This window comes from Nannocystis sp. RBIL2 (assembly GCF_026626745.1).
GTDB lineage: Bacteria > Myxococcota_A > Polyangia > Nannocystales > Nannocystaceae > Nannocystis.
In genome coordinates this window covers 1,882,522-1,908,010 of the sequence record NZ_JAPNJW010000002.1, presented here as the reverse complement: position 1 = coordinate 1,908,010, position 25,489 = coordinate 1,882,522, and the positions used below count along the sequence as shown (strand labels likewise).

Genomic DNA, 25,489 nt, shown 5'->3' with positions numbered 1-25,489 from the left:
GACGGAGAGGGCAGGGGAGCGCGTATGGCGAGTAACCGGATGCAACGGGTCGAGGAGACCCTGCGCCGCGGGATCGCCGACGCGCTCCTGTTCGGAGCGATCAGCGACCCACGCCTTCAGGGGGTCAACTTCAGCGTCACCGGCGTCAAGGTCGACACCGAGCTGACGCTGGCTCGGGTGTTCGTCGACCTGCTGTCGCCCGACCGCGACCGCGCCACGGTGCTGGCGGGGCTGCGTTCGGCGGCCGGGGCCCTGCGGCGCGAGCTGCAGGGGCGGGTCCAGCTGCGGCGGATCCCCGAGCTGCGGTTCGAGTTCGACGAGAGCATCCAGCGCGGCCTGCGGATCGAGACGATCCTGTCCGAGATCGCCACGCCTCCGGTCGCGCCGAAGTCCGACGAAGACAGCGGCGACGAGGACGAGGGTGGCGAGGGCGACGGCGACTGAGCGCTGCGGCGTCCTGCTCGTCGACAAGCCGGAGGGGCCGACCTCGCACGACGTGGTCGGCTTCGTTCGCTGGGTCCTGAACGAGAAGGCGGTCGGCCACTGCGGCACCCTCGACCCGCTCGCCTCGGGCCTGCTCGTGGTGTGCGTGGGCGCGGCGACGCGGCTCGTGCCGTACCTCAGCGCCGTCGACAAGGTCTACCGCGCGCGCTTCGGCCTCGGTCGCTCGACCACCACGGCCGATCGTGCGGGCGAGACGATCGCCGAGGCCCCGGTGTCCGCGGCCCAGACGCGGGCCGCCGCGGATGTCCTGAGGGACATGTGCGGCGCGCTCGAGCTGCCGCCGCCCGCTTACTCGGCGGTCAAGCTCGAGGGTCGCCCGGCCCACGCGCTGGCGCGGCGGGGCGAGGTCCTGGTGCTCGCACCGCGGCCGATGGAGCTACGGTCCGTCGGCGAGATCGAGGTCGGCGACGACGCGATCGACGCCACATGTGCCGTGAGCAAGGGCACCTATATCCGTAGCCTCGCCGAAGAGCTCGGTCGTCGCGTCGGCCTGCCGGCGCACCTCGCCGGGCTGCGCCGCCTCGCCTGCGGCAGCCTCGATCTCGCGGAGGCGGTGCCGGTGCTCGTTACCGCGCGGCTGCCGGATCTGGCTGGCGCGCCGCCCAAGTTCCGCCTCGGCCTCGAGGCCGCCGGCACCCGCGAGGCCATGCGAACGCGGCTCGAGGCGGCGCTGCGAGCACCGGGCGAGGTCTTGCCGTTCCCGGTGCGCCGCGTCGCCGGGGCCGAGGCCGACGCGCTGACGGGGCTGCTGCACGGCCGAGTCGTGGGTGCCGACGCCTTGCCGGCGGTCGCGCCGACTCTGGCCGAGGGTCACGAAGCCGCGGCGAGGCAGGCGCTATGGTTTCCGGGCGCGCTGGTCCTCGTCCGCCTCGACGGGGCCGAGTGGCGGCCCGAGAAGGTCCTTCACGTCGCGGCGCCCGCCGCCGAGGCGGACTCGTGACCGGGCCGACGGAAAAGCGTCGACCCATGCGCGAGCGGCCTTGACACGCCGGGGATTTGCCTGGATTTTCCGCCTACACAAAAAGCACAACACCTTCTGCGGGGGCACGGGCTGCCCGCACCCGAGAATCCGAAATGTCTCTCTCTCCTGATCGCACGGCCGAGATCGTCAGCAAGTTCCAGACCCACCCGAACGACACCGCGTCCCCGGAGGTGCAGATCGCCCTCCTCACGTCGCGGATCAACTACCTGACCGAGCACTTCCGCGGCCACGCCAAGGACTTCCACTCGCGCCGGGGTCTGTTGAAGCTCGTCGGTCAACGCCGCCGCCTCCTCGACTACCTGCGCAACCGCAGCGTCGACCGCTACCGGTCCCTGATCGGGGCGCTCAACATCCGCAAGTAGGCCGAGAGCAGAAGGGGGACTCGTCCCCCTTTTTGCTTTTGTGGCCTCTGGCGCCCGCGCAGGTCAGTCGCGCTGATCGCCGTGGGAACGCGCCGGCATGTCGGCGCGGGCGCGTCGTGTCCGACGCCCAATGGGCAGGACCAGAGTTTCTCTACCACGGCGGAAAGTTTTCCCCCAATGAACGTCATCACCGAGACCGCCGCCGTCGGCGAGGTCCAGATCAGCATCGAGACCGGCAAGCTCGCCAAGCAGTCCAGCGCCGTGGTCGTGCGCTGCGGAGAGACAGCCGTGCTCGTCACGGCGGTCAGCAGCAAGGAGCCGAAGGATCTGCCGTTCCTCCCGCTCACCTGCGAGTACCGCGAGTACCCGGCGTCCGCAGGCAAGATCCCCGGCGGCTATTTCAAGCGCGAGGCGCGTCCCACCGAGTGGGAGACCCTGACCTGCCGCTTCATCGATCGACCGATCCGGCCGCTGTTCCCCAAGGGCTATCGCAGCGACACCCAGATCATCGCCACCGTGCTGTCGCACGACAAGGTGCACGAGCCCGACATCCTGGCGATCACGGGCGCCTCGGCGGCGCTGCACATCAGCGACGCCCCGTGGGCCGGCCCGATCGCCGGCGTTCGGGTCGCCCGCGTCCAGGGCAAGCTGGTCGCGTTCCCGTCGTGGGACCAGATGAAGGTCGCCGACATCGTGCTCGTGGTCGCGGCCAGCCGCGACGCGATCGTGATGGTCGAGGGTGGCGGCGATCAGATCTCCGAGAAGGACATGATCGACGCCCTCATGTTCGCTCACGAGTCGGCGCAGCCGCTGCTCGAGGCGCAGGAGCGCCTGCGCGAGCACGCCGGCAAGCCCAAGCGCGTCCACGTCGAGCCGACCGTTGACGAGGCGTTCCGCGCCGAGGTCATGGCCGCGGCCGACGCCGACGTGCGGGCCGCGTTCGCCATCACGGGCAAGCACGAGCGCCGCGACGCGCTCGCGGCCGCCAACAAGAAGGTCATCGAGCGCTTCGCCGCCAGCCACCCCGAGCGCACCGGTGAGGTGCTCGCGGCGCTCGGCAAGCTCGAGAAGAAGGTCGTGCGCAGCCGCGTGATCAAGGAGGGCCGCCGGCTCGACGGTCGTGGCACCCGCGACGTGCGCCCGATCTACATCGAGGCCCACCCGTTCCCGCGGCCGCACGGCTCGGCGCTGTTCCAGCGCGGCGAGACGCAGGCGCTGGCGACCGTCACCCTCGGCACCGAGAGCGACGCGCAGCGGCTCGACACCATCCGCGGCGACGTCACCCGCAACTTCATGTTGCACTACAACTTCCTCCCGTTCTGCACCGGCGAGGCCAAGCCGGTCCGCGGCACGTCGCGGCGCGAGGTCGGCCACGGCGCGCTGGCCGAGCGGGCGCTGAAGTACGTCCTGCCGGCGCAGGAGAAGTTCCCGTACACCATCCGCATCGTCAGCGAGACGCTCGAGTCGAACGGCTCGTCGTCGATGGCCGCGGTGTGCGGCGGCTGCCTGGCGATGATGGACGCCGGCGTGCCGATCAAGGCGCCGGTCGCCGGCGTCGCCATGGGCCTCATGCAGGAGGGCGGGGAGATCGCCATCCTCTCCGACATCCTCGGCGACGAGGATCACCTCGGCGACATGGACTTCAAGGTGACCGGCACCAAGACCGGCATCACCGCGCTGCAGATGGACATCAAGATCGAGGGCCTGACCCGCCAGATCCTCGAGGCCGCACTCGACCAGGCGCGCGAGAGCCGGCTGCACATCCTCGGCAAGATGCTCGAGGTGCTGGCCGAGCCGCGCGCCGACATCAGCAAGCACGCGCCGCGCATCGTCACGATGCAGGTCAAGGTCGACAAGATCCGCGAGGTCATCGGGCCCGGCGGCAAGACGATCCGCGCGATCATCGAGCAGACCGGCTGCGTCATCAACATCGAGGACTCGGGCCGGGTGGCGATCGCCAGCAACGACATCGCCCAGATCGAGCGGGCCAAGCGGCTCATCGAAGGCCTCATCGCCGAGCCCGAGGTGGGCGCGACCTACCACGGGGTGGTCAAGCGGATCGTCGACTTCGGCGCGTTCGTCGAGATCCTCCCGGGCACCGACGGCCTCGTCCACATCTCGGAGCTCGAGGACAAGCGCGTCGACCGCGTGACCGACGTGGTCCAGGAAGGCGACGAGGTCGTGGTGAAGGTGATCAATGTCGATCCCACCGGCAAGATCCGCCTCAGCCGCCGAGCCGCTTTCGGGGTCGACCCGTCCGAGGTCCAGAACCTGCGAGGGTGAGCGGATGTCCCACGTCCAGCCGACGCTGCTGGTCCGCAAGGTCCATCCCCAGGCCGAGCTGCCGCGCCGCATGAGCGCAGAGGCGGCCGGGATGGACCTGGCGGCCTGTCTGCCGGACGGGCCCGTCGAGCTGGCGCCCGGGGAACGCCGTTTAATTCCCACGGGCGTCGCCGTCGCTATCCCCGGCGGGCACGAGGGTCAGGTGCGTCCGCGATCGGGGCTGGCCCTGCGGCATGGGCTCTCGATCGTGAACGCACCAGGTACAATCGACGCCGACTATCGTGGGGAGCTCAAGGTCATCCTCGTCAATCTCGGGGCCGCGCCGTTCGTCGTCGCGCACGGCGAGCGGATCGCTCAGCTCGTGGTCGCCCCTGTCGTCTTTCCTGCGGTCGTCGAGGTCCAGGACCTTCCGGCGGCCGCGCGTGGTGATGGTGGCTTCGGCAGCACCGGCGTCTAGCCGCGGGAGCGTCTCATGGAGTTGAGCGCCGGAACTTCGCTCGAACAGCACACTACGCTGTGCGGCCGCTTCGAGCTCATGCGTGAGGAGCCGGCCAACACCGGCGTGCAGTTGTTCGGCCCCACGCTCGCGGTCCTCGACACCCAGACCGGCGAGCCCGCCCGAGCCTGTGTCCTCGACGCTGCGCTGTTGCCCACGCCCGAGGCCCGGGCCGCGTTCGTGCGCGAGCTCGCCGAGCTCGGCGAGGTGCAGGACTCGGCGCTCGTGCCCCAGGTGTTCGTCGGTCAAGACGGCGAGCGCGTGGTCGTCTGTTACGACCCGCTGCAGGGCGCGTTCGCGTTGCGCGACATGGACGACGGCCCGCGCTCGTCGGACCTCGCCAACGAACTGCAGCGGCTGGCGCGGCAGCTGGCGCGCGCGCTGGCGGCCTTGCACGATCGCGGCCGCGTCCACGGCATGCTCGCCGGCGAGGCGGTGTTCGTCGGCCCGCGCGGTCCGGCGGCGTTCCAGCACGGGTTCGCCCCGCTGTGCGCTCGCGTCGAGCTCGAGCGGCGCTGGAGCGGCGTCGACCCGGCGCTCCTCGCCCCCGAGGTGCTCGCCGGCGGCGGCTTCACGCCCGCGTCGGACACCTACGCGTGGGGCGTCGCGCTCTCCGAGTTCGCCACCGGCCTGCGTGGCGCCGAGGCCCTCCGCGCCGCCGAGCCGCCGGGGCTGCAAGCCGGGCTGTGGTCGCTGATCGGCGCCAGCCTCGCTCCCGACCCGGGCGCGCGCCCGCAAGACGGCGCCGAGCTGGTGCGACGCCTCGAGGCGCTCGCGCTCGCCGGCACCGCCGAGGCCGCGCCCGAGCCGATCATCGACCTCACGCCGGCCTCGCCGCCGCCGCCGCCGCCGCGCACGTCGAGGCCCTCGGGCGAGGTCTCGACGCCGTCGATCGCGGTGCCGCCGGTCGCGCCGCCCGCGGCTCCGCTGCCGCCTGTCCTCGACACCCTGTCCGTTCCGACAGGTCCTTCGGCACCTGGCCTTCCGGTCAGAGAGGCGCCGAAGGTCACCGCGTCCGCGCCGGTCGAGCAGCCGGTCATGGGCCTCGAAGATCTGCTGTTCGGCGAGGGCTCGATCCGGCCCAACAGCGTGCAGGCGCTGCGCTCAAGCTCGATCCCCTCGGGCACCTTCGCGGCCGTCAGCGCCGGCGGCTTCGCCAACCAGCAAGACCCCTCGGGGCGCTCGAACAGCGGCCTGCGCCGTGTCCACGTGCTGACCGAGGACAGCATCGTCCGCCGCGGCTCGCCCTCGCCGTCGCGGCCTGACATCCTCGTCGAGCCGAGCGGCGGCGACACCAGCCCCTCGGCGGCCCGCTCCGACGCGCGCGAGATCGAGGCGCCGGTGGCCCCGGTGACGGCTCCGACGCCGTCCGCGTCGCTGCCCGCGCCGCTCGAGGCGAAGCCGCCGCCGGTGCTCGAGCCCAAGGCGCCGACGGCTGCCACGTCGCTCAGCGCCGGCTCGTCGCTCAGCGCCGGCTCGTCGCTGACGTCGCGGCCGCCGGAGCTGCCCGCGCCGCGGCGCACCGACACCGGCTTCTGGCTGGTGATCGCCGCGCTGCTGGTCGCGGTGGTGCTCGCGTGGGCGTTCACCTGAGCGCGCCCCCCGCGCGGTGCGGTCCGGGTATGGTCCGCGCCGCATGGCGGTCACCGACAGCGAATCCCCCGAGATGCGGCGCGCGCTGGCGCCGGGCGGCACCCTCGACGCGCTGCCGGACGACTTCGACGTCCTCGGCGCGCGCTACAGCGGCAAGGTGCGCGAGAACTTCACGCGCGGCGGCGAGCGCCTGATCCTCGTCACCGACCGCGTCAGCGCCTTCGACGTCGTGCTCGGCACCATCCCGTTCAAGGGCCAGGTGCTCAACGGCCTCGCGCGCTTCTGGTTCGACGCCACCGCCGCGATCTTCCCCAACCACATGCTCGGCGTCCCTGACCCTCAGGCCATGCGCGCCGTCGAGTGCACGCCGATTCCGGTCGAGTTCGTCGTCCGCGGCTACCTCACCGGCGTCAGCGACACCAGCATCGCCCGCGCCTACGAGCGCGGCGAGCGGAGCTTCTGCGGACACGACCTGCCCGACGGCCTGCGCCGGCACGAGCAGCTGCCGCTCAACTTGCTGACGCCGTCGACCAAGGCGCCCAAGGGCGAGCATGACATCAGCGTCAGCCGCGACTGGCTGGTCGAGCGCGGGCTCATCGACCGCGAGCGCTACGACGTGCTCGAGCGCCGCTGCCTGGCGCTGTTCGAGGCCGGGCAGAAGATCGCCGCCGAGCGCGGGCTCATCCTCGTCGACACCAAGTACGAGCTCGGCATGCGGCCCGACGGCGAGATCGTCCTGATCGACGAGATCCACACGCCCGACAGCTCGCGCTACTGGTACGCCGACAGCTACGCCCAGGCGATGGCCCGCGGCGAAGATCCGCGCAGCCTCGACAAGGAGTACCTGCGGCGCTGGCTGGTCTCGCAGGGCTTCCGCGGCGAGGGGCAGCCGCCGGCCCTGCCCGACGAGGTCCGCGCCGAGGCGGCGCGGCGCTACATCGAGGTCCACGAGCTCATCACCGGCCGCCGCTTCGAGCCGGACACCGAGCCGCCGGTCGCACGTCTGCGGCGCAACCTCGGCCTGCCGCCGCGCTAGCGCCGCGGACCGCGGCAGGATCGATCCCTCTTCCTTCGCGCCCCTACGCACGAGCCCTGCGGCGCGGGAGCGGCTCGCCGGCTCGCAGCGCGCCGGGCCGGCTGAAGCCGCCCTGAGCAGCGTCCTGGCTTGCAAACGGCGGGCGGGCGCGTCACGCTGGCGGCGATGACGTCGCTCGTCGCTTCCTGCCTCGCGTTCACCTTCGGCCTGATCGTCTGCTCGGCGCTCCTGCCGGGAATGATTGTGCGAGACCTGTGGAGCGCCTTCAAAGCGGCCGTGATCTGCGGGCTCCTCAGCGCCGTGCTCGGCAAGGTGCTGTTCTTCCTGCTGTCGCTGGTGTTCTTCTTCCCGATCCTCATCAGCGGCCCGCTGGGCGCCTTCCTCGTCCAGGCGTTCGTCAACGCGATCCTGCTCGTCATCACCGAGAACCTGGTCGACGGGGTGCGGTTCGTCCGCTGGCGCACGGCGCTGTGGGCGGCGATCGGTCTGACCTTGCTGCAGATGTTGGTCACGCGGGCCGTCTCCGGCTAGCGAGCACCTGTCCGCGCGTCGGCTCACGGTCGCGGCGGCGGCGGCGCCCGGCCTCGTTGCGTGCGTGCTGCTAGGCTTCGCGCGCCATGTGCGGTGTGTTCGGCATCTTCAATCACCCCGAGGCTGCGAACCTCACCTATCTGGGCCTGCACGCGCTTCAGCACCGCGGCCAGGAGTCGGCGGGCATCGTCACCTCGCAGGAGGGCACGCTGCACGCGGTGCGCAAGATGGGCTACGTCGCCGACGTGTTCGACGGCGCCTTCGGGCAGCTGCCCGGGCGCATCGCCATCGGCCACGTCCGCTACACCACCGCCGGCGGCTCCTTGCCGAAGAACATCCAGCCGCTCACCGCCGAGTACCGCCACGGCTCGGTCGCGCTGGGTCACAACGGCAACCTCGTCAACGCCGAGCAGCTGCGCGAGGAGCTCGAGCACGACGGCGCCATCTTCTCGAGCCAGAGCGACACCGAGGTCATCTTGCAGCTGCTGGCGCGCAGCCGCGAGCCGACCTTCGTCGAGCGCCTGTGCGATGCGCTCGGGCGGGTCCAGGGCGCCTACAGCCTCGTGCTCGTCACCGAGGACAAGCTGCTCGCCGTCCGCGACCCGTACGGCTTCCGCCCGCTGGTGCTCGGCCGCTTGCGCAACCACCCCGACTGCTACGTCGTCGCCTCCGAGACCTGCGCCTTCGACCTCATCGAGGCCGACAAGATCCGCGACATCGCCCCCGGCGAGATCCTCGTCATCGACCACACCGGCCTGCGCAGCGTCCAGCTGCGCCGCGACAACCGCCGCTTCTGCGTGTTCGAGCACGTCTACTTCGCCCGCCCCGACAGCGTCCTCGACGACCTCGCGGTCTACGAGGCGCGGATCGCCATGGGCGACCATCTCGCGCGCGAGGCCCCGGTCGAGGCCGACGTCGTCGTGCCGGTGCCCGACAGCGGCGTGGTCGCGGCGCTCGGGTTCGCCAAGGCCAGCCGGATCCCGTTCGAGATGGGCCTCATCCGCAATCACTACGTCGGCCGCACCTTCATCGAGCCGAAGGATTCGATCCGCCACTTCGGCGTCAAGCTCAAGCTGAACCCGGTGCCGCAGGTGCTGCGCGGCAAGCGGGTGGTGGTGGTCGACGACTCGCTGGTGCGCGGCACCACCTCGCGCAAGATCGTCAAGATGATCCGGGCCGCCGGCGCCAGCGAGGTCCACCTGCGGATCTCGTCGCCGCCGGTGATCAGCCCCTGTTACTACGGCATCGACACGCCGACCCGCTCCGAGCTGATCGCCGCCAGCCACACGCCCGACGAGATCGCTCGCTACCTCACGGCCGACTCGCTGGCCTACCTCTCGCCCGAGGGGCTGAGCAAGGCGGTGCGCGGCGATTCTGGTACAACTTATTGCGACGCGTGCTTCTCCGGCCGCTACCCGATCCGCTTCATCCCCCCGCCCGGCCGCCGTCAGCTCCGCCTGATCGAAGCCTGAGCCCTGGAACGCCATGAACGACGCCACCAGCATCCTCCCCGAGCACAACAAGGTCACCGAGCAGCTCGCCCGCCTCGCGCACCGCCTGAACGAGCTGCGGAGGCATCTTTGACTACGACGGCAAACGCGAGAAGTTGGAAGAGCTCGACGCGCAGACCGTCGATCCGTCGTTCTGGGGCAACAATGACCGCGCCCAGGACGTGCTGCGCGAGCAGTCGACGCTGAAGAAGATCCTCGCCGACCTCGACGAGGCCCAGACCCGCTACGAGGACGCGCAGACGCTCTACGAGCTCGGCCGTGAAGAGGGCGACGACGCCAGCATCCGCGACGCCTGGTCGGCGCTCGAGTCGCTCGACCAGCGTGTCGGCAAGATGGAGTTCCGCCGCATGTTGTCGGGGCCGCACGACGACAAGGGCGCGCTCATCACCATCAACGCTGGGGCCGGCGGGGTCGACAGCCAGGACTGGGCCCAGATCCTGATGCGCATGTACCTACGCTGGGGCGAGCGCCACGGCTTCAAGGTCGAGGTGCTCGACGTCCAGGACGCCGAGCAGGCGGGCATCCGCAGCGCCGAGATCGAGATCACCGGCGAGTTCGCCTACGGCTACCTGCGCTCGGAGATCGGCGTCCACCGGCTGGTCCGGATCTCGCCGTTCGACGCCAACGCGCGCCGCCAGACCAGCTTCGCCAGCGTGATGGCGCTGCCCGACCTCGGCGAGGACGAGATCGACATCGAGGTCAACGAGGCCGACCTCGAGGTCGACACCTTCCGCTCGAGCGGCGCCGGCGGTCAGCACGTCAACAAGACCGACTCGGCGGTGCGCCTGCGCCACTTGCCGACCGGCATCGTCGTCGCGTGCCAGGTCGAGCGCTCGCAGCACAAGAACAAGGCCACGGCGATGCGCGTGCTCAAGGCCAAGCTGTGGGACCTCGAGCAGCAGCGCCGCGAGGCCGAGCGCGAGAGCCTGCAGGGCGAACGCAAGAAGATCGAGTGGGGCAGCCAGATCCGCTCGTACGTGCTGCAGCCGTACCAGCAGGTCAACGACCACCGCACGGAGCTCAAGAGCTCGGCCGTCCACGCCGTGCTCGACGGCGACCTCGACGAGTTCATCGAGGCGTACCTCCTGCAACAGTCGCAGTCGTCCGCGGAAGCGCCGTCGTGAGTCGTCCTCGTCCCGCCGCGTCGTCCCGGGCGGAGGCTCCGCCGAGCCTCCACTGGCAGATCGCGTGGCGGCACCTGCGAGCGGGCGATCGTCCGCCGTCGTGGGCCTGGCCGGCCGTCGGCCTGGCCCTCTACTTGCTCGTGGTGGGCGGCGGCTTCGTGCTCTACGCGCTCTACGGCTTCTCGCCGGTCGAGTCCGGCCTGCCCGAGCGCGTCGCCCTCGACTCGAGCCTCGTCGGCCTCGGCTTCGATCCCACCGCCGACCTGCCGCCGCCGGCGCAGGCCTACTTCGGGGTCCTCGGCGCGATCACCCTGCTGCTCGGCGCGGGCCTGTTGCTCGGCGCAGTGCTGTCGCTGGTGTTCACGCTGCTCGCCACAGTCATCACGGTCAGCGTCATGCTCGGCTGCATGGCGCTGGTGGTGGTGCTCAGCCTCATGACCGGCCTCGAGCTCGAGCTGCGCGACAAGATCCTCGGCCAGCGCGCGCACATCCGCGTGGCGTCAGCCGACGGCCGGCCGTTCGCCGACTACCGCGACCTCGCCAAGGCGATCGCCGACAAGCCCGGCATCCTCGGCGCCAGCCCGTACCTGCAGGGCGAGGTCATGGTCCGCAGCGGCTTCCAGCGCCAGGGCGGGATCCTCCTCGGCATCGACCCCGAGCTGCACCGCAGCGTGTCGAACCTGCCCGACATCATGCGCGAGGGCGACTACGAGTTCCTGTCGCACCCGGAGAAGATCCCGGAGTCGGAGTTCGGCTTCGAGATCACGCCCGTCGAGCCGCCGCCGGCGCAGGCCGACACGGACACGGCGAAGGAAGGGCAGGGTGCCACGGCCCTGCCTCATGTGACAGGTGCCGAAGGACATGTCCCCGAGGACAAGCCCCAGCTCGTCGACGACGATCCCGACGAGGGCTGGGAGGACCCGGAGGTCGAGATCCCGGCGCTGCGCAAGAAGGGCGCGCTGCCGCCGGCCAAGCCCGAGAAGCCCGAGAAGCTCGAGAAACCCGAGGTGGTGAAGCCCATCGGTGTGCCGACCTCGCCGGCCGCGGCGATCTTGACCATCCCGCGCAGCCCGTTCGGCGTCGTCTCGGTCGGCGACGAGGACGAGGGCTGGGAGGACCCGGAGCTCGAGATCGGCAAGCTGCGCGCGGCGGGCAAGCTGGCGCCGGCCAAGCCCGAGGCCGCGCCCGCGCCCGAGCCGGTCCCCGAGGTCGAGACGCAGCTCGAGACGCCGGCCGACATGCCGCTGGTCGACGGCCTGCTGATCGGCGCCGAGAAGGCCAAGGAGCTGGCGGCGCGCACCGGCGATCAGGTCCAGCTGATCACCCCCATCGGGCGCATGACCCCGGCAGGCCGGATCCCCGGCGTCATGGCAGTGCGGATCGCCGGGGTGTTCGACGCCGACCACTACGACTACGACCGCTGGCTGGTGTACGCCTCGCTGCCGGTGGCCCAGGCCTTCCTCCGCGCCGGTGACCGCGTCACCGGCCTCGAGGTCAAGGTCGACGACCTCGAGCAGCTCGACGTCCGCCGCCAAGAAGTCCAGGACGCGGTCGACGCCGCCGGCCGCGACGACCTCCTCGTCCAGGACTGGCAGGAGCTGAACCGCAGCCTGTTCTCGGCGATGGCGCTGGAGAAGATCGCGGTGTTCGTCGCGCTGCTGTGCGTGATCCTGGTCGCCTCGTTCGGCATCCTCGGCTCCAACTTGATGAGCGTGATCGAGAAGTCGAAGGAGATCGCGATCCTCAAGACGATGGGCTGCACTGATTCGCTCATCCAGCGGATCTTCATCTCCGAGGGTCTGTGCCTCGGCATCCTCGGCGGCATCCTCGGCATCGCCACCGGCATCGGCCTCTGCGGCCTGCTCGATCGCTTCGGCCTGCCGCTCAGCGGCTCGCTGCAGAGCTTCGAGCAGCTGCCGGTGGCGATCGACGCGTTCGAGGTCTTGCTCGTCGGCGTGTCGTCGCTCGTCATCGTCTGGCTGTCGAGCCTCTATCCGGCGCGGATCGCCTCGCGCATGCGCCCGGTCGACGCCCTGCGACAGGCGGAGCGATGAGCCTGCCGCTGCGGGTCGCCTGGCGGCACCTGCGGACGCGCCGACCGCCGCGCTGGACCCGGGCTGTCGGTGGCGCCGCGCTCGTGCTGGTCGTCGCCGGCGCGTCCGCGATCGTCTGGTCTTTCGGACAGCCGCCCTCCGAGCCCAGCCTTGAGCTGTCGCCGGCCGACCTGGCGTACGTCATCGGCAGCTTCGCCGCGGCGATCGGCCTGCTCGTGTTCAGCTTCGCCGCGACCGTCCGCGGCTTCACCCTGCTGGTCGCAATCACCGGCTACTCGGTGGCCCAGGGCTGCGCTGCGCTGGTGCTGGTCCTGAGCCTCTTGGGCGGTCTCGAGGGCGACCTGCAGCGCCGGCTGCTCGGGCATCGCGCCCACCTCCGGATCGCGCCGCCGGCCGGCTCCGAGATCGTCAACCCCGAGCCGCTGGTGACGCGCGTGCAGGCGGTGCCGGACGTCGTCGGCGTCAGTCCCGAGCTCGCCGGGCCGATCATGATCCGCAGCGGCTTCGGCCGCGCCGGCGTCAACCTCGTCGGCGTCGATCCGGTCCTGCACGCGACCGCCTCGGGCCTGCCGGACGAGGTCGTCGAGGGCGACTACGCTTCCTTCGTCGACCCCTCGCGGCTGCCGCGGCGCCCGTTCCCGTTCATCGACGCCGCCGGGGTCGTGTCGGCGGATGAACCTTCGGACATGGCTGATGAGACAGGGTCCGAAGACCCGGTCGAGGCGCCGCCCGCCGCCGAGCACGGGGACGCGACGACGGTCGCCGACGCGGCCGAGGACTCGGGCGGCTGGGAGGACCCGGCGCAGGAGATCCCGCGGCTGCGCGCGGAGGGCAAAATCCCGCCGGCACGCGCCCCGGCGCCGGCACCGTCGCCCGCTCCCGAGGAGGATGACGGCGGCGGCTGGGAGGACCCGGAGCAGGAGATCCCGCGGCTGCGCGCCGAGGGCAAGATCCCGCCCGCTCGCCCGCCGGTCGCCGAGGAGGCCGCCGAGGAGCCATCGCTCGCCGAGCAACTCCCGGCCCCCGACGACCTGCCGGCCGCCGAGCCCGCGGCCGACCTTGTCGGCGAGGACGACCCGCGGACAGTGCCGGTGCTCCTCGGCATCGAGCTCGCGGCCGAGCTCAGCGTCAGCGCCGGCGACCCCGTGCAGCTGATCACGCCGGAGGGCCGCATGACCCCCGCCGGGCTGGTGCCGGGCGTCCTTCAGGCCCGCGTCGCCGGGGTCTACGCCACCGGCGTCTACGACGACGATCGCGACTACGCCTACGTCCCGCTGCCCGACGCGCAGGCGTTCTTGCGGGCGCCGGGCGCGGTGACCTCCATCGCCGTCCGCCTGGGCGACCCCGACGCGCTCGCGGCGGCCAAGTCCGGCGTGATCGCCGTCGCCGGCCCGGAGCTGGTGGTCGAGGACTGGCGCCAGATCCACCGCGGCCTGTTCTCGGCGATGTTCCTCGAGAAGGTCGCGATGTTCGTCGCGTTGCTGTTCGTGATCCTCGTCGCGGCCTTCGGGATCCTCGCCACCAACATGATGAGCGTCATGGAGCGGTCGGCCGAGATCGCCATCTTGAAGGCCATGGGGGCCCGTGATCGCCTGATCGCCAGGATCTTCGCGTTCGAAGGAATAATCGTCGGCGGCGTCGGTTGTGTCGGTGGGATCGCCGCGGGTCTGGCCCTGTGCTCGTGGTTCAGCGAGCGCGGCATCCCCCTGCGCAGCGACGCCTTCACCCTCGAGGCGTTGCCGCTGCGCGTCGATCCTCGGGAGGTCGCGCTCGTCGCTGCCGCCGCGCTGGTGCTCGTGAGCCTGGCCAGCGTGCTCCCCGCGCGTGCCGCGGCGGCGCTGCGCCCTGTCGACGGCCTCCGGCGCGGCGAGTGACCCGCAACTCGCATTGACAGGGGAATGGGGCGCGTCTAGGGTTGCGCCCGCAACGGCCCCCCATGAGCGCGAGTGCTGATCGAGCTGTAAGGCCCGCGGCGGCCAGTCCCGCGGGTTCTGTGGTGCCTGGCGCCACGCCGCTCGTGCGCGTCGCCAACATGGTCAAGGAATTCACGCACGGCGCCCAGGTGCTGCAGGTGCTGCGAGGCGTCGACCTCACGCTCGAGCCGGGCGAGATGGTGACGATCATCGGCGCCTCGGGGGCGGGCAAGTCGACCTTGCTGCACTGCCTCGGCACGCTCGACCTGCCGACGCGCGGCAGCATCTACTTCGGCGACACCGACATCACGCGCCTGTCGCCGCCGGAGCTGGCGAGCTTCCGCAACCAGACGATCGGCTTCGTGTTCCAGTTCCACCACCTGCTGGCCGAGTTCACCGCGCTGGAGAACGCGATGATGCCGGCGCTGATCGGGCGCGTCGCCGTGAAGGAGGCGCGCGAGCGGGCAGGGGAGATGCTCAAGGCTGTCGGTCTGTCGCACCGTCTCGCTCACCGGCCGGGCGAGCTGTCGGGCGGCGAGCAGCAGCGCGTCGCCATCGCCCGCGCGCTGGTCATGCAGCCCGCGCTGCTCCTGGCCGACGAGCCGACCGGCAACCTCGATACCCGCACCAGCGACGAGGTGCACGACCTGCTGTTCCGCCTCAACGACGAGCGGAAGATGACGCTGCTGATCGTCACCCACAACATGGAGCTTGCGCGCCAGGTGCCGCGCCAGATCCGCATGGAAGACGGGCGGCTCGTCGACGATCAGCGCGGCCCAGGTCGCGCCCGCAACGAGCGGAGCGCCGCGAAAGCCCCGTGACGGAGCCTCGTCTTCACAGCTCCGCTCGCGGAGTGCCGCTCCGCGTGTCGCTGACCCGCCGCCGCCCGTGGTCCCGCGCGCTGGCGCTGCTGGTGTCCGCGTTGATCTGTCTCGTGGGACAGGTCTCCGCCGCGTTGCCGAGCATGGCCGACATCGGCAGCGAGTTCTTCTTCCGGGCCGCCGCCGCGGGCGTGCCGCAGGAGCTCTACGGCCAGCCGATCGTCGACATCCGCTTCGAGGGCAACCGCCGGGTCGAGAGCGAGGCGATGATGCTCGAGCTCGAGAGCCACATCGAGGCGGTCGTCAACCCGCGCAACCTGGCGACCGACATCAAGCGTCTGTGGGGCCTCGGCAAGTTCGACGACATCCGCGTCGAGGGCGAGCTGACGCCGTCGGGCGTGGTGCTCACCTACGTCGTCAAGGAGCGGCCGACGATCCGCAAGATCGTCGTCGAGGGCAACAGCAAGATCAAGCTCGACGACATCAACGAGCAGCTCGACCTCAAGCTCAACGCGATCCTCGACGTCGGCGCAGTGCGGGCCAACGTCGAGAAGGTCAAGCAGCTCTACGTCGAGAAGGGCTTCTTCCTGGCCGAGGTGACCTACGGCCTGCGTCCGGTCGAGGACGAGGTCGGCAAGGTCGACATCCAGATCGTGATCAGCGAGGCGGCCGAGACCATCGTCCGCAAGATCACCTTCATCGGCAACCAAGCGTTCACCGACGACGAGCTGCGCAAGCACATGATCACGCGCGTCGGCGGCTACCTCAGCGTCGTCACGAAGAAAGCCGGCGGCGTCTTCAACAAGGAGGCGTTCGCCGGCGACTTCCAGATGTTGAAGCAGTTCTACACCGACAACGGCTACCTCGACGTCAACGTCAAGGACCCGGAGCTGAGCCTCAGCCCCGACCGTCGGTTCGTCTACGTCACCGTGCCGGTCGACGAGGGCCCGCAGTACCGCGTCGGCAAGATCCGCGCGAAGGAGGTGCTCGCGCGCGGCGAGAAGGCCCTCTACAACGAGAACGTCCTGGCCGACTCGATCAACCCCGTGATCAAGGAGGGCGACGTCGCCTCGATGGGGAAGATCCAGACGATCATCCAGGACATCGAGCGCCGCTACAAGGACGCCGGCCACGCCTACGTCAACGTCATCCCCGACGGCCGCCAGGACCGCGAGAACCTCAAGCTCTACATGACGCTCGAGGTCGGCAAGGGCCCGCTGGTCTACGTCGAGCGCATCAACATCAGCGGCAACGACAAGACCGCCGACAAGGTCATCCGCCGCGAGATGGCGCTGCGCGAGGGCGACCTCTACGCCGAGAGCGGCAAGGAGCAGTCCGAGTTCAACGCGATGCGACTCGGCTACTTCAACCAGGTCACGATCTCGACCAGCAAGGGCAGCGCCGAGGACAAGATCGTCCTCAACGTCGAGGTGACCGAGCGACTGACCGGCACGTTCCAGGTCGGCGCCGGCTTCAGCACGATCGAGAACTTCGTGCTGCAGGCGCAGATCCAGTACGACAACTTCCTCGGCCGCGGCACCACGGTGACCCTCGTGGCCCAGATGTCGAGCCTGCGGCGCCTGTTCAACCTCGCCTACATCACGCGCTACTTCCTCGACTCGCGCTGGAACTTCTCGTTCAACATCTTCAACTCGCGCAACGTGTTCCCCGGGTTCTCGCGCGAGAGCACCGGCGTGCGCCTGTCGTGGGGTTACCCGATCCCGCGGATCCCGAACCTCATCCTGTTCGCCGGCTACTCGTTCGAGTACATCAAGGTCGGCTTCGGCAACTTCGGCTCGTTCGGCGGCTACTACGGCGGCGGCGCCGGCCTGTTCACGGGCGGCGCCTACTCGACGCTCTACAGCGGCCAGGCGCTGATCTCGAACCTGTTCAACAACGGCATCACCTCGGCGATCACGGCCAGCCTCCGCTACGACACGACCGACAATTACCTGTTCCCGACCGAGGGCATGCGCCACGAGATCCGGGCCGAGTTCGCCAACAAGTACTGGGGCTCGCAGAACCGGTTCAACCGCTACGACGCCAACTTCCGCTTCTACTTCCCGATCATCCGCAGCAAGCAGGCGTTCCGTGCCTGGCTCGTGTTCAAGACCCGCCTGCAAGTCGGCTTCATCCACAGCCCGCAGGACAAGGGCGTGCCGGTGTTCGAGCGCTACTTCCCCGGCGGTATCTTCGGCGACGGCGGTATCCGCGGCTATCGCTTGCGCAGCCTCGGTCCGGCGATCAAGGTGCTCGGCAGCTCCGACCCGACGGCGACGCTCATCCCGTACACGATCGGCGGCAACCTGCTGACGGCGCTGAACCTCGAGCTCGAGTTCATGATGGTCCCGCCCGCCAACATCAAGGGCGTGGTCTTCATGGACATCGGCAACGCCTACAACACCGAGCCCCTGTACTGCGTCGAGGCCAACCCGGTCGAGCAGCCGAAGAGCGACCCGTGCACGCTCCTGCGCCCCGGCGCGCCCGGCTTCCTCAAGTCGCTGCGCCGCTCGATCGGCTTCGGCTTCCGCTGGCAGTCGCCGATCGGCCCGCTGCGGTTCGAGTGGGGCTTCCCGCTCGACCGCCTGCCGCCCACCGAGTTCTATTACGGCGACGAACCGGTCGTCTTCGAGTTCAACGTCGGCAACAGCTTCTGAGAATTCCCGCCAGGACCCGGTTTGCGGCGCGCCCAGCGGCAAATCGGGTGAGCTAGGCCACAACCTGACGTGCCCTCCAGGTTCACAGGCCGCATGAATGCGGCTGTAAGTCCGCGCGTCCGAGGCCAGCCCGGTTGCCCCCCTGCGCGGCCCCGGCTAAGGTCCCGCCCGTTATGCCCTCTACCTCGCGCGTTCTCCTCCTCGCAGCGGCCATGACAGCCGGCGTGCTCGGCGCCTCCCCGGTCGCCGCCGCGCCGGCTGCCACGCTTAACGCCCTCAAACAGGTCGCCCTCGTCGACCTGCAGCGCTGCCTGCTGGAGACCACGCAAGGCACCAAGGGCAAGAAGGACCTCGAGTCGGTGTTTGCGAAGGGTCAGTCGCAACTCGACAAGAAGACCGAGGACCTCAAGAAGAAGTACGAGGACCTGATGGCCAAGCGGGCGATGCTCTCCGACGAGGAGATCGCCAAGCGCCAGCAAGAGCTCGTGGTCAAGGACCAGGAGCTGCAGCAGCTCTACGCCCAGCTCCAGGAGGACGTGGCGACGAAAGAGGCGCAGCTCACCGAGAAGATCTACAAGAACGTCGGGGCCATCGTGAAAGACATCGCGGCCGAGGAGGGTCTTCAGATCGTACTGGTCCGCTCGCCGGCGACGGTCCTGTACGCCAACCCCAAGCTCGACATCACCAACCGCGTGATCGTCGCCTACGACAAGAAGCACAAGTGACTCACCTGAAGGATCGCTCCGCCATGTTCACCCCCCAGCGCCGTTTCACTCGTCTCTTGTCCGCCGCCGCCGTCGCGCTCGCCTTCGTCGGCGGCGCCGGCCTCGCCCCGGGCGCCGTCACTCCGGCCCAGGCCACCATCCCGCAGATCCGCGGCGTCGCCGTCGTCGACATGCAGAAGGTCCTGGGCGACACCAAGCAGGGCCAGGCCGCCCGCAAGAAGCTCGAGGACAGCTCCAAGGCCAAGCAGGAGAAGCTCGAGCAGAAGCGCAAGAAGCTCGAGGCCGACACCGGCAAGCTCAAGAGCCTCCAGGGCGACAAGCTCGCCGCCGCCGAGGAGGCGCTGCAGAAGGAGTACATGGAGATGCAGCAGATCTACATGACCATGCAGCAGGAGCTCACGCAGCAAGAGTCGCGTGTCCTCGAGGACATCTACAAGAACTGCCAGACGATCATCGACAAGCTGGCCGCCGAGAAGAACGTCGACCTCGTGCTGATCCGCGACGACTCCACCGTGCTGTTCGTCGAGCCGGGCCTCGACATCACCGCTGAGCTGGTCAAGCGCTACAACGCCAAGTATCCGTCGTAAGCCGCTTCGGTTCGCTCGTCCCGGGCTCGCGCACGCCGCTGCGCGCCCGGGACGTTCGCGTTTAAGGCCGGCGTGGCGCTCGCCCCGGCCTGGCGGTGGGCGCGGCCGCGGCGGCCTGATAAGCTAGCCGCCCACCGATGCTCCTCGACGCCGTCCAGCTCCAGAAGATCCTGCCGCACCGGTATCCCTTCCTCTTCATCGACCGCGTGCTCTCGGCGACCCCGGGCGAATCGATCGTGGCGCAGAAGCTGGTGTCGATCGGCGACCCGATCCTGCAGGGACACTTCCCGGACTATCCGATCCTCCCGGGCGTGGTCCAGGTCGAGGCGATGGCACAGGCGGCTGTCGTGCTCGCCAACCTGTCCGGCGTGTTCGACCCGGCGCTGCACAACTGCCTCTTCTTGGGCATCCAGGAGGCGAAGTTCCGTGGACCCGTGGTCCCCGGCGACGTGCTGACGATCGAGGTCAGGGCGCAGCGCCTCGGCCGGATCGGCAAGTTCTCGGGCGAGACCCGCGTCGGCGATCAGGTGAAGAGCTCGGGCGTCTTCACCGCGATCATCGAGCCCAAGCGCAGCGCCGCCGGGGGCGCTGCGTGAAGAGCTTCGCGGTGTGCGTGGCGCTGCTGCTCGCATCCTGCGCACAGCGAGACGTCCGCGGCCTCGCGCGCGCGAGCGAAGCCGCCGCCGGTGCGGTTCGTCGCGGCGATGCGAAGGAACTGTCGAGCCACGTGCTCGTCGGCGCGCGCGCGCGCGTCGATTACGCGGCGCTCCTCGGCGACAAGGCGGCGCGGCAGCGCTGGGCGAAGACGTTGAAGAAGCCGGAGGAGATCCGCCCTCGTGCGGTGGTGTTCCTCGCGCCCGACTCTCCGGTCGACGTGCGCTGGACGCCGCGCGGCTGGGTGTTCGCCGAGGACCCGACCGTCGTGTACGACCAGTCGACGCCTCGCGCGGCGCTGCGGAGCCTGGTGCGGGCGAGTCTGCAGCGCCGCTGGGACGTGCTCCTCGGCCTTGCGCCCGAGCGTTACCGGCTCGGTCTGTCGGAAGACGATCTCCGTGCGGCCTGGACCAAGGGCGAGCATGCCGACGCCTTGCAGACGGCCCGCGATCGCCTGGCAGCCCGACTGGGCGATCCCATCGTCGCCGACGCGCACGAGGCCGTCCTCGACCTGGGAAACGCCGAGGTCGCCCGACTCGAGCGGGAAGGCACCCGCTGGGTCGTGGTTGACTTCTGAGTTTGTCGCCACGACCGCGTCGGGGCAAGGTCGTCAGCGCCGCCTGGGCTCAATTCGAGCGTCGTAGACCTGGCTCCGGTGTACGCCTGGCGCACACTGGAACAGCGCTAAACGGCGCGAAGACAATTCTTGCCAACAAGCGTGGCGGCGTTAGTCTCAAACGTAAGGTGGCGAACCAAGAATTCAGGCGCTCCGAACCGGATGGTGGGCACATCAGGGTCGAAGCTGCATGTCGAGCGAGCCACCTCGTTCGTGGGGAGGATTGGTACTCCCCGCGAGGAGGCGGTGCAAGCGCCAACCTCGTGAGCTTTGAAACACACAGCCCGGTAGCTTATTCGGATTTCTGGCGAAAAAGGCAGGTGTTCATGCGACCAGCCCTCGAGAAGCAGAAGCAGGTCCCTAGCAAGAAGATCCCGGGCAAGCGGACTCCGACGCTGCAGATCGAGCTCGAGCTGCCGCGGGTGCCCGCCGACGAGCTCGATGAGCGCCCGTCGCCGCCGGAGCCGTTGGAGCGCGGCGTGGCCATCGTCGACTTCTACGTCTGAGGAAGTTTTTCGCGGAGGTTCGGGGTGCTTCGGGGCCGAGGCACCCCGATTTTTTTTGTCTGCGGCCGAGCGACCTCAACGCTGTAAATCTTCGCCAGACGCTCCGTACCGGCCGTTGTGTGCTTCCCGCAGAGGGAGCCCCCTGGTAGCGTGGAGGACATGGCGCACGAGATCGAAGCAGCGGTGGATTCGACGGTGGTCCAGGACGATGCCGAGCCCATGCGGCACTCGGGCTTTCGACTGGTCGTCCTGAACGGCGAGCTCCGCGGCCGCGAGATTGATGTCACCCAGGATGTCGTCCAGCTCGGCAAGTCACGCCAGTGCGACGTGGTGTTGCCCGACGAGTCGGTGAGCCGGATCCACGCGGAGATCCGGCGGCAAGGCGACAGCTATCGGGTCCTGGATCAACAGTCCACGAACGGCATGTTCATCGGCGGCGTGCGGGTCAGCGACGGCTTCCTGCGCCCAGGCGATGTCCTCGGGCTCGGCAAGGTCCAGGTCCGATTCATGCCCAGGGACTCGCGTGTCGAACTTCTTCCTAGCGAAGCCGACAGCTTCGGTCCGGTCTGCGGACGCAGCCTTGCGATGCGCAAGATCTTCGGAGTCCTCGAGCGCGTGGCGGGCGCCGAAGCGACCATCCTCCTGGATGGAGAGACAGGCACCGGCAAGGCGCTGCTGGCTAGGGCCATCCACGATATCTCGCCGCGGCGCGACGGCCCCTTCGTGGTCGTCGACTGCGGTGGCACGGCCGCGGCTCAGCTCGAGGTGGAGCTGTTCGGCCACGAGGACCGTCGTGGGGCCTTCGAGCTCGCGCACGGCGGCACGCTGGTGTTCGACGACATCGGCGAGCTGCCCGCGGACCTCCAGCCCAAGCTCACCCGGGCGCTCGAGAACGGCAAGGTTCGCCGCCACGGCGTGACCGAGGAGCTCGAGGTCGACATCCGCGTGCTGGCGACTGCGAGCCGCGGGCTGCGAGAGCAGGTCAAGTCGGGCGAGTTCCGCGAGGACCTGTACTTCCTGCTCGCCGTCGTTCACATCGAGGTGCCGGCGCTGCGCGACCGTCGCGAGGACATCCCGATGCTCATCGACCAGTTCTCGCGGCGCCTGCCCCCGGGCATGTGGCGCGCGCCTGGCCCCGAGGCCATGGCTCGCCTGGTCGGCTACGACTGGCCCGGCAACGTCCGCGAGCTCCGCAACGTGGTCGAGCGCTCGGCGTACCTGTCGCCGGACGGGGTCATCGACCTCATCACGACCGGCAACCTCGGGCGCGCCGGGCGCGAGCAGCAGGTCGCGTTCGACCCGACCCTGACGTTCCGCGAGCAGAAGGAACGCGCGGTCGAGCTGTTCGAAGAGACGTACCTGAACTGGCTGCTCCAGCGGGCCGAGGGCAACATCTCGCGGGCCGCCCGCGAGGCCGATATGGACCGCAAGTACCTGCACAAGCTGCTGCGCCGCTACGGGATCGACGCCAAGCAGTTCGCCGCCGGGCGGGGCGGGGCTGCAGGCGGGCACAGCGACAACAGCGACCCGGGCGTGTCATTGGCGTAATGGCGCGCTACCATGGCGGCGATGTCCTTCGCCGCCGACCGCGCCTCCGCCCGTGACGCTGGCGCGCGGCCCGAGCCCGCGCCCCCGTGGGTGCACGCTCGCGGAGCGCTCGACGTGAGCGCGCCGCGAGTGATGGCGATCGTCAACATCACGCCCGACAGCTTCTTCGACGGCGGTAACCTGCTCGCGCCCGAGACGGACGATCCGAGCGTCAGCGTGGCGGCGCGGCTGTGCCGGTCGTATCGCCAGCAAGGCGCCGACATCCTCGACGTCGGCGGCGAGTCGACGCGTCCAGGCGCGACGCCGGTGGCGCCCGACGTCGAGCTGCGGCGCGTGTTGCCGGTGATCCGCGGACTGATGGCCGATCCGGAGCTGGCCGGCGTGCCCATCAGCGTCGACACGCGCCACGCCTCGGTCGCTGCGGCGGCGATGGCGGCCGGCGCGGCGATCATCAACGACGTCAGCGGGCTCGCCGACCCGGAGATGGCGCGCGTGGCCGCGGACAACGGGGCCGGGCTCGTGATTGGTCACCTGCGCGGCGAGCCGGCGACGATGATGCGGGAGATCCGGTTCGAACGCGTGCTCGTCGAGGTCGCGGCCGAGCTCGGACGCGCGGTCGAGCGGGCGCTGCGGGCCGGCGTCGCCGCCGATCGGATCGCGGTCGATCCAGGCATCGGCTTCGGCAAGACCGCCGAGCACAGCGCGGCGCTGGTCGGCGCGTCCGACTACCTGATGCGAGAGACAGGTTGCCCGGTGCTCATCGGCGCCAGCCGCAAGGCGTTCCTCGGCGTGGTAGGCGGGCGCCCGCGGCCGGTCGAGGAGCGGCTGATCGGCAGCGTGGTGGCGGCGGTGATGGCGGCGCTCGGCGGCGCGGCCGTCGTGCGCGTGCACGACGTCGCGGCCACGGCCGAGGCGCTGCGCGTGGCGTGGGCGATCCGCACCGCTTCGGCGGCGGCCCGCGAGGAGGCGGAGGAGGTCGAACGGGGGCGATGGTGACGCCGCGGGACTTCATCGAGGCGCTCACGTGGCGCGACGGGCTCGACTTCGGGATCTTGCTGATCCTGGTGTACGCCGCGCTGCGCCTGCTCCAAGGGACACGTGCGGTGCCGGTGCTGCTGTCGGTCGCGGTGTTCGGGGGCATCGCCGCCGCCGCGAGCGCGCTCGACATGGTCGCGGTGGCGGCGCTGGTCCGCTACTTCCTCGAGTACGTCATCATCATCCTCATCGTCGTGTTCCATCAGGAGCTGCGGCGGATCTTGCTGCACATGGGCCAGCGGCTGCTGCCGCAGGGTCACCGCGACGCGGCCCGCAGCGCCGTCAGCGAGCTGGTGGTGGCGGTCGAGCGGCTGCACCGCGCGCGGCTCGGCGCGCTGTTCATTCTCCAGGGCGAGATCGACGTCCTCGACGTCGTCAGCGACCGCGGCCGCGAGATCGACGCGTCGCTGCACGCCGACACCCTGGTCGCGCTGCTGATCCCGTACTCGATCAACCTCACCCACGACGGCGCGGTGTTGATTCAGAACCTGCGGATCGCCCGGGCCGGCGTGATCTGCCCGCTGACCCAGCGCGACCGGCTCGACCCGGCGTTCGGCACGCGTCACCGCGGGGCCATCGGCGTCAGCGAGGAGAGCGACGCGCTGGTCGTCGTCCTCAGCGAGGAGCGGGGCGAGATCCGCACCGTGCATCGCGGCGCGATCTCCGAGCCGCTGACGCCGGAGCAGCTCGAGGAGCGGATCACCCGCTGGCTCGATCAGCCGCGCGCCGAGGCCTCGCGGCCCGCGCCGCCGAGCGAGAGCCTGGCGGTCGCCAAGGGCGCGGCCCGCAGCTACATGGACCTGCGCAAGGCCGGCGACAGCGGCAGCGGCATGACGGTGGTGCGCCAGCGCGGCAAAGAAGGCGCGGCCGACGAGAAGTGGAACGACAACGACTTCCTGCACGCGCCGTCGGTGGCCGACTTCCCGCCCGCCGCGCGCAAGGGAGGTGAGGGGTGACGCGCGCGCTGCGGTGGCTCTACGGGGCCCTGTTCAACCATCTGCTGACCAAGCTGACGGCGCTCGTGCTCGCCAGCGGGTTCTTCATCTTCACCCGCGACGACGTCACGCGGCGCTTCACGATCCCGCTCAAGGTCAACACCGACCCGCGGCGCGTGCTGCTGACGAAGTTGCCGGACACTGTGACGGTCGAGCTGCACGGCTCGTGGGCGCGGATGAATCGGCTGTCGAGCCACGACCTCGGCAGCGCCCAGCTCGACCTCGCCGGCGCGCGTCCGGGCCCGCTCGAGCTCGACCCGGCGACGATCGTGATGCCGCCGGGGGTGATCTTCCGCGGCATGGACTACGAGAAGGTCGACCTGCGCTTCGACCCGGTGATCGAGCGCGCGGTGCTCATCAGCGCCGCGGTGCGCGGGCTGGTCCACCCGGACTACGAGCACACCGGCACGCGCGTCGACCCGCCGCGCTGGCGCGTCCACGGCGGCAGCAAGATCGTCGGCGAGCTGGCCAACCTCAACACCGACCCGATCGACGTCAGCGGGGCGACGAGCGACGTCGAGATGGTGGTGGGGCTCGGACAGCTGCGCGAGGGCGCGGAGTACACCGGCGTGGCGCCGGGCGAGATGCCGAAGGTGACGGTGTCGGTGGCGATCCGGCCGAAGCTCAGCGAGCGCCGCTACGAGGTCCCGCTGACCTGGCCCGTCGACCAGGAAGCGCCGTACGGGGCGCCGCTCAAGGTCGCCGCGGTGGTGCGCGGGCCGGTGCCGTCCCTGCGGCAGATCGACGCGATCCCGAGCGCGGTGGTGGCGACGGTGCAGCTGCAAAAGCCGCAGGAGGACGCGCCGGTCGGCGCGGTGATGGTGGATCTCGGGCTGTCGGAGGCGGTGCCTCCGGCGCTGCGCGCCAACCTGACCTTGGAGCCAGATCAGGAGCGGATCATCCTTCCGCCTCCGCCCGCCGAAAAGCCGCTGGACGGCGCCGGTCGCGGCCATTAA

Annotated in this window: 23 protein-coding genes; all 23 read left to right on the top strand. The window is 70.2% G+C overall.

Annotated features, from left to right (window positions below):
• The first annotated feature begins 24 nt into the window (after window positions 1-24).
• On the top strand, window positions 25-444 hold the full coding sequence (gene rbfA / locus OV090_RS32695) for a 30S ribosome-binding factor RbfA (RefSeq protein ID WP_267708589.1): 420 nt from the start codon (window positions 25-27) through the stop codon (window positions 442-444).
• The gene (gene truB / locus OV090_RS32690) at window positions 422-1,444 is read left to right on the top strand and encodes a tRNA pseudouridine(55) synthase TruB (RefSeq protein ID WP_267708588.1); all 1,023 of its coding nucleotides are present in this window, start codon (window positions 422-424) and stop codon (window positions 1,442-1,444) included. Before rbfA ends, truB begins: the two co-directional genes overlap by 23 nt.
• 134 nt (window positions 1,445-1,578) lie before the next feature.
• Window positions 1,579-1,848, top strand: coding sequence for a 30S ribosomal protein S15 (gene rpsO / locus OV090_RS32685; RefSeq protein WP_267708587.1), 270 nt, complete (start codon window positions 1,579-1,581; stop codon window positions 1,846-1,848).
• 177 nt (window positions 1,849-2,025) lie between these two features.
• A complete protein-coding gene (pnp, locus tag OV090_RS32680) occupies window positions 2,026-4,131 on the top strand; it encodes a polyribonucleotide nucleotidyltransferase (protein WP_267708586.1) in 2,106 nt (701 codons plus the stop codon).
• 4 nt (window positions 4,132-4,135) lie between these two features.
• A complete protein-coding gene (dut, locus tag OV090_RS32675; protein ID WP_267708585.1) occupies window positions 4,136-4,588 on the top strand; it encodes a dUTP diphosphatase in 453 nt (150 codons plus the stop codon).
• A gap of 15 nt (window positions 4,589-4,603) precedes the next feature.
• The gene (locus OV090_RS32670; RefSeq protein WP_267708584.1) at window positions 4,604-6,220 is read left to right on the top strand and encodes a protein kinase; all 1,617 of its coding nucleotides are present in this window, start codon (window positions 4,604-4,606) and stop codon (window positions 6,218-6,220) included.
• Between the two features lie 43 nt (window positions 6,221-6,263).
• The gene (locus tag OV090_RS32665) at window positions 6,264-7,256 is read left to right on the top strand and encodes a phosphoribosylaminoimidazolesuccinocarboxamide synthase (RefSeq protein ID WP_267708583.1); all 993 of its coding nucleotides are present in this window, start codon (window positions 6,264-6,266) and stop codon (window positions 7,254-7,256) included.
• Window positions 7,257-7,421: 165 nt separating this feature from the next.
• A complete protein-coding gene (locus OV090_RS32660; protein ID WP_267708582.1) occupies window positions 7,422-7,787 on the top strand; it encodes a phage holin family protein in 366 nt (121 codons plus the stop codon).
• 86 nt (window positions 7,788-7,873) lie between these two features.
• Window positions 7,874-9,259 carry an amidophosphoribosyltransferase gene (gene purF, locus OV090_RS32655; protein ID WP_267708581.1) on the top strand — a complete coding sequence of 462 codons (1,386 nt, stop codon included), beginning with the start codon at window positions 7,874-7,876 and terminating at the stop codon, window positions 9,257-9,259.
• Window positions 9,260-9,272: 13 nt separating this feature from the next.
• Window positions 9,273-10,422, top strand: a protein-coding gene (prfB, locus tag OV090_RS32650; protein WP_267708580.1) for a peptide chain release factor 2 whose coding sequence is annotated in 2 segments (ribosomal slippage) — window positions 9,273-9,359 and window positions 9,361-10,422 — 1,149 coding nt in all. Because the reading frame shifts where the segments join, the coding sequence is not laid out codon by codon here.
• Complete coding sequence (locus OV090_RS51095; RefSeq protein ID WP_267708579.1) at window positions 10,419-12,476, top strand: FtsX-like permease family protein; 2,058 nt, start codon at window positions 10,419-10,421, stop codon at window positions 12,474-12,476. The genes prfB and OV090_RS51095 overlap by 4 nt, the downstream gene beginning before the upstream one ends.
• Window positions 12,473-14,350, top strand: a complete 1,878-nt coding sequence (locus OV090_RS32640; RefSeq protein ID WP_267708578.1) for an FtsX-like permease family protein — start codon at window positions 12,473-12,475, stop codon at window positions 14,348-14,350. The genes OV090_RS51095 and OV090_RS32640 overlap by 4 nt, the downstream gene beginning before the upstream one ends.
• Window positions 14,351-14,508: 158 nt before the next feature.
• The gene (locus tag OV090_RS32635; protein ID WP_267712108.1) at window positions 14,509-15,210 is read left to right on the top strand and encodes an ABC transporter ATP-binding protein; all 702 of its coding nucleotides are present in this window, start codon (window positions 14,509-14,511) and stop codon (window positions 15,208-15,210) included.
• 32 nt (window positions 15,211-15,242) lie between these two features.
• Window positions 15,243-17,867 (top strand): outer membrane protein assembly factor BamA, encoded by a 2,625-nt coding sequence (gene bamA / locus OV090_RS32630; protein WP_267708577.1) that lies wholly within the window; start codon window positions 15,243-15,245, stop codon window positions 17,865-17,867.
• A gap of 224 nt (window positions 17,868-18,091) precedes the next feature.
• A complete protein-coding gene (locus OV090_RS32625) occupies window positions 18,092-18,592 on the top strand; it encodes an OmpH family outer membrane protein (protein WP_267708576.1) in 501 nt (166 codons plus the stop codon).
• A 56-nt stretch (window positions 18,593-18,648) separates the two neighbouring features.
• Window positions 18,649-19,179 (top strand): OmpH family outer membrane protein, encoded by a 531-nt coding sequence (locus OV090_RS32620; protein WP_267708575.1) that lies wholly within the window; start codon window positions 18,649-18,651, stop codon window positions 19,177-19,179.
• 137 nt (window positions 19,180-19,316) lie between these two features.
• Window positions 19,317-19,775, top strand: a complete 459-nt coding sequence (fabZ, locus tag OV090_RS32615; protein WP_267708574.1) for a 3-hydroxyacyl-ACP dehydratase FabZ — start codon at window positions 19,317-19,319, stop codon at window positions 19,773-19,775.
• Window positions 19,772-20,410 (top strand): hypothetical protein, encoded by a 639-nt coding sequence (locus tag OV090_RS32610; RefSeq protein ID WP_267708573.1) that lies wholly within the window; start codon window positions 19,772-19,774, stop codon window positions 20,408-20,410. Before fabZ ends, OV090_RS32610 begins: the two co-directional genes overlap by 4 nt.
• A gap of 365 nt (window positions 20,411-20,775) precedes the next feature.
• Window positions 20,776-20,955 carry a hypothetical protein gene (locus OV090_RS32605; protein ID WP_267708572.1) on the top strand — a complete coding sequence of 60 codons (180 nt, stop codon included), beginning with the start codon at window positions 20,776-20,778 and terminating at the stop codon, window positions 20,953-20,955.
• A gap of 159 nt (window positions 20,956-21,114) precedes the next feature.
• The gene (locus tag OV090_RS32600; protein ID WP_267680006.1) at window positions 21,115-22,503 is read left to right on the top strand and encodes a sigma 54-interacting transcriptional regulator; all 1,389 of its coding nucleotides are present in this window, start codon (window positions 21,115-21,117) and stop codon (window positions 22,501-22,503) included.
• Between the two features lie 21 nt (window positions 22,504-22,524).
• The gene (gene folP, locus OV090_RS32595) at window positions 22,525-23,499 is read left to right on the top strand and encodes a dihydropteroate synthase (protein ID WP_267708571.1); all 975 of its coding nucleotides are present in this window, start codon (window positions 22,525-22,527) and stop codon (window positions 23,497-23,499) included.
• Window positions 23,493-24,494 (top strand): diadenylate cyclase, encoded by a 1,002-nt coding sequence (locus OV090_RS32590; protein WP_267708570.1) that lies wholly within the window; start codon window positions 23,493-23,495, stop codon window positions 24,492-24,494. The genes folP and OV090_RS32590 overlap by 7 nt, the downstream gene beginning before the upstream one ends.
• Window positions 24,491-25,489: a hypothetical protein gene (locus OV090_RS32585; RefSeq protein ID WP_267708569.1), complete on the top strand. Its 999-nt coding sequence runs from the start codon at window positions 24,491-24,493 to the stop codon at window positions 25,487-25,489. Before OV090_RS32590 ends, OV090_RS32585 begins: the two co-directional genes overlap by 4 nt.

Excerpts from the sequence above, each read along its gene's own strand:
- rbfA (WP_267708589.1), top strand. The coding sequence starts at position 25 with ATGGCGAGTAACCGGATGCAACGGGTCGAGGAGACCCTGCGCCGCGGG.
- rpsO (WP_267708587.1), top strand. The coding sequence starts at position 1,579 with ATGTCTCTCTCTCCTGATCGCACGGCCGAGATCGTCAGCAAGTTCCAG.
- pnp (WP_267708586.1), top strand. The coding sequence starts at position 2,026 with ATGAACGTCATCACCGAGACCGCCGCCGTCGGCGAGGTCCAGATCAGC.
- dut (WP_267708585.1), top strand. The coding sequence starts at position 4,136 with ATGTCCCACGTCCAGCCGACGCTGCTGGTCCGCAAGGTCCATCCCCAG.
- OV090_RS32670 (WP_267708584.1), top strand. The coding sequence starts at position 4,604 with ATGGAGTTGAGCGCCGGAACTTCGCTCGAACAGCACACTACGCTGTGC.
- OV090_RS32665 (WP_267708583.1), top strand. The coding sequence starts at position 6,264 with ATGGCGGTCACCGACAGCGAATCCCCCGAGATGCGGCGCGCGCTGGCG.
- OV090_RS32660 (WP_267708582.1), top strand. The coding sequence starts at position 7,422 with ATGACGTCGCTCGTCGCTTCCTGCCTCGCGTTCACCTTCGGCCTGATC.
- purF (WP_267708581.1), top strand. The coding sequence starts at position 7,874 with ATGTGCGGTGTGTTCGGCATCTTCAATCACCCCGAGGCTGCGAACCTC.
- OV090_RS32640 (WP_267708578.1), top strand. The coding sequence starts at position 12,473 with ATGAGCCTGCCGCTGCGGGTCGCCTGGCGGCACCTGCGGACGCGCCGA.
- OV090_RS32635 (WP_267712108.1), top strand. The coding sequence starts at position 14,509 with ATGGTCAAGGAATTCACGCACGGCGCCCAGGTGCTGCAGGTGCTGCGA.
- fabZ (WP_267708574.1), top strand. The coding sequence starts at position 19,317 with ATGCTCCTCGACGCCGTCCAGCTCCAGAAGATCCTGCCGCACCGGTAT.
- OV090_RS32605 (WP_267708572.1), top strand. The coding sequence starts at position 20,776 with ATGCGACCAGCCCTCGAGAAGCAGAAGCAGGTCCCTAGCAAGAAGATC.
- OV090_RS32600 (WP_267680006.1), top strand. The coding sequence starts at position 21,115 with ATGGCGCACGAGATCGAAGCAGCGGTGGATTCGACGGTGGTCCAGGAC.
- folP (WP_267708571.1), top strand. The coding sequence starts at position 22,525 with ATGTCCTTCGCCGCCGACCGCGCCTCCGCCCGTGACGCTGGCGCGCGG.
- OV090_RS32590 (WP_267708570.1), top strand. The coding sequence starts at position 23,493 with ATGGTGACGCCGCGGGACTTCATCGAGGCGCTCACGTGGCGCGACGGG.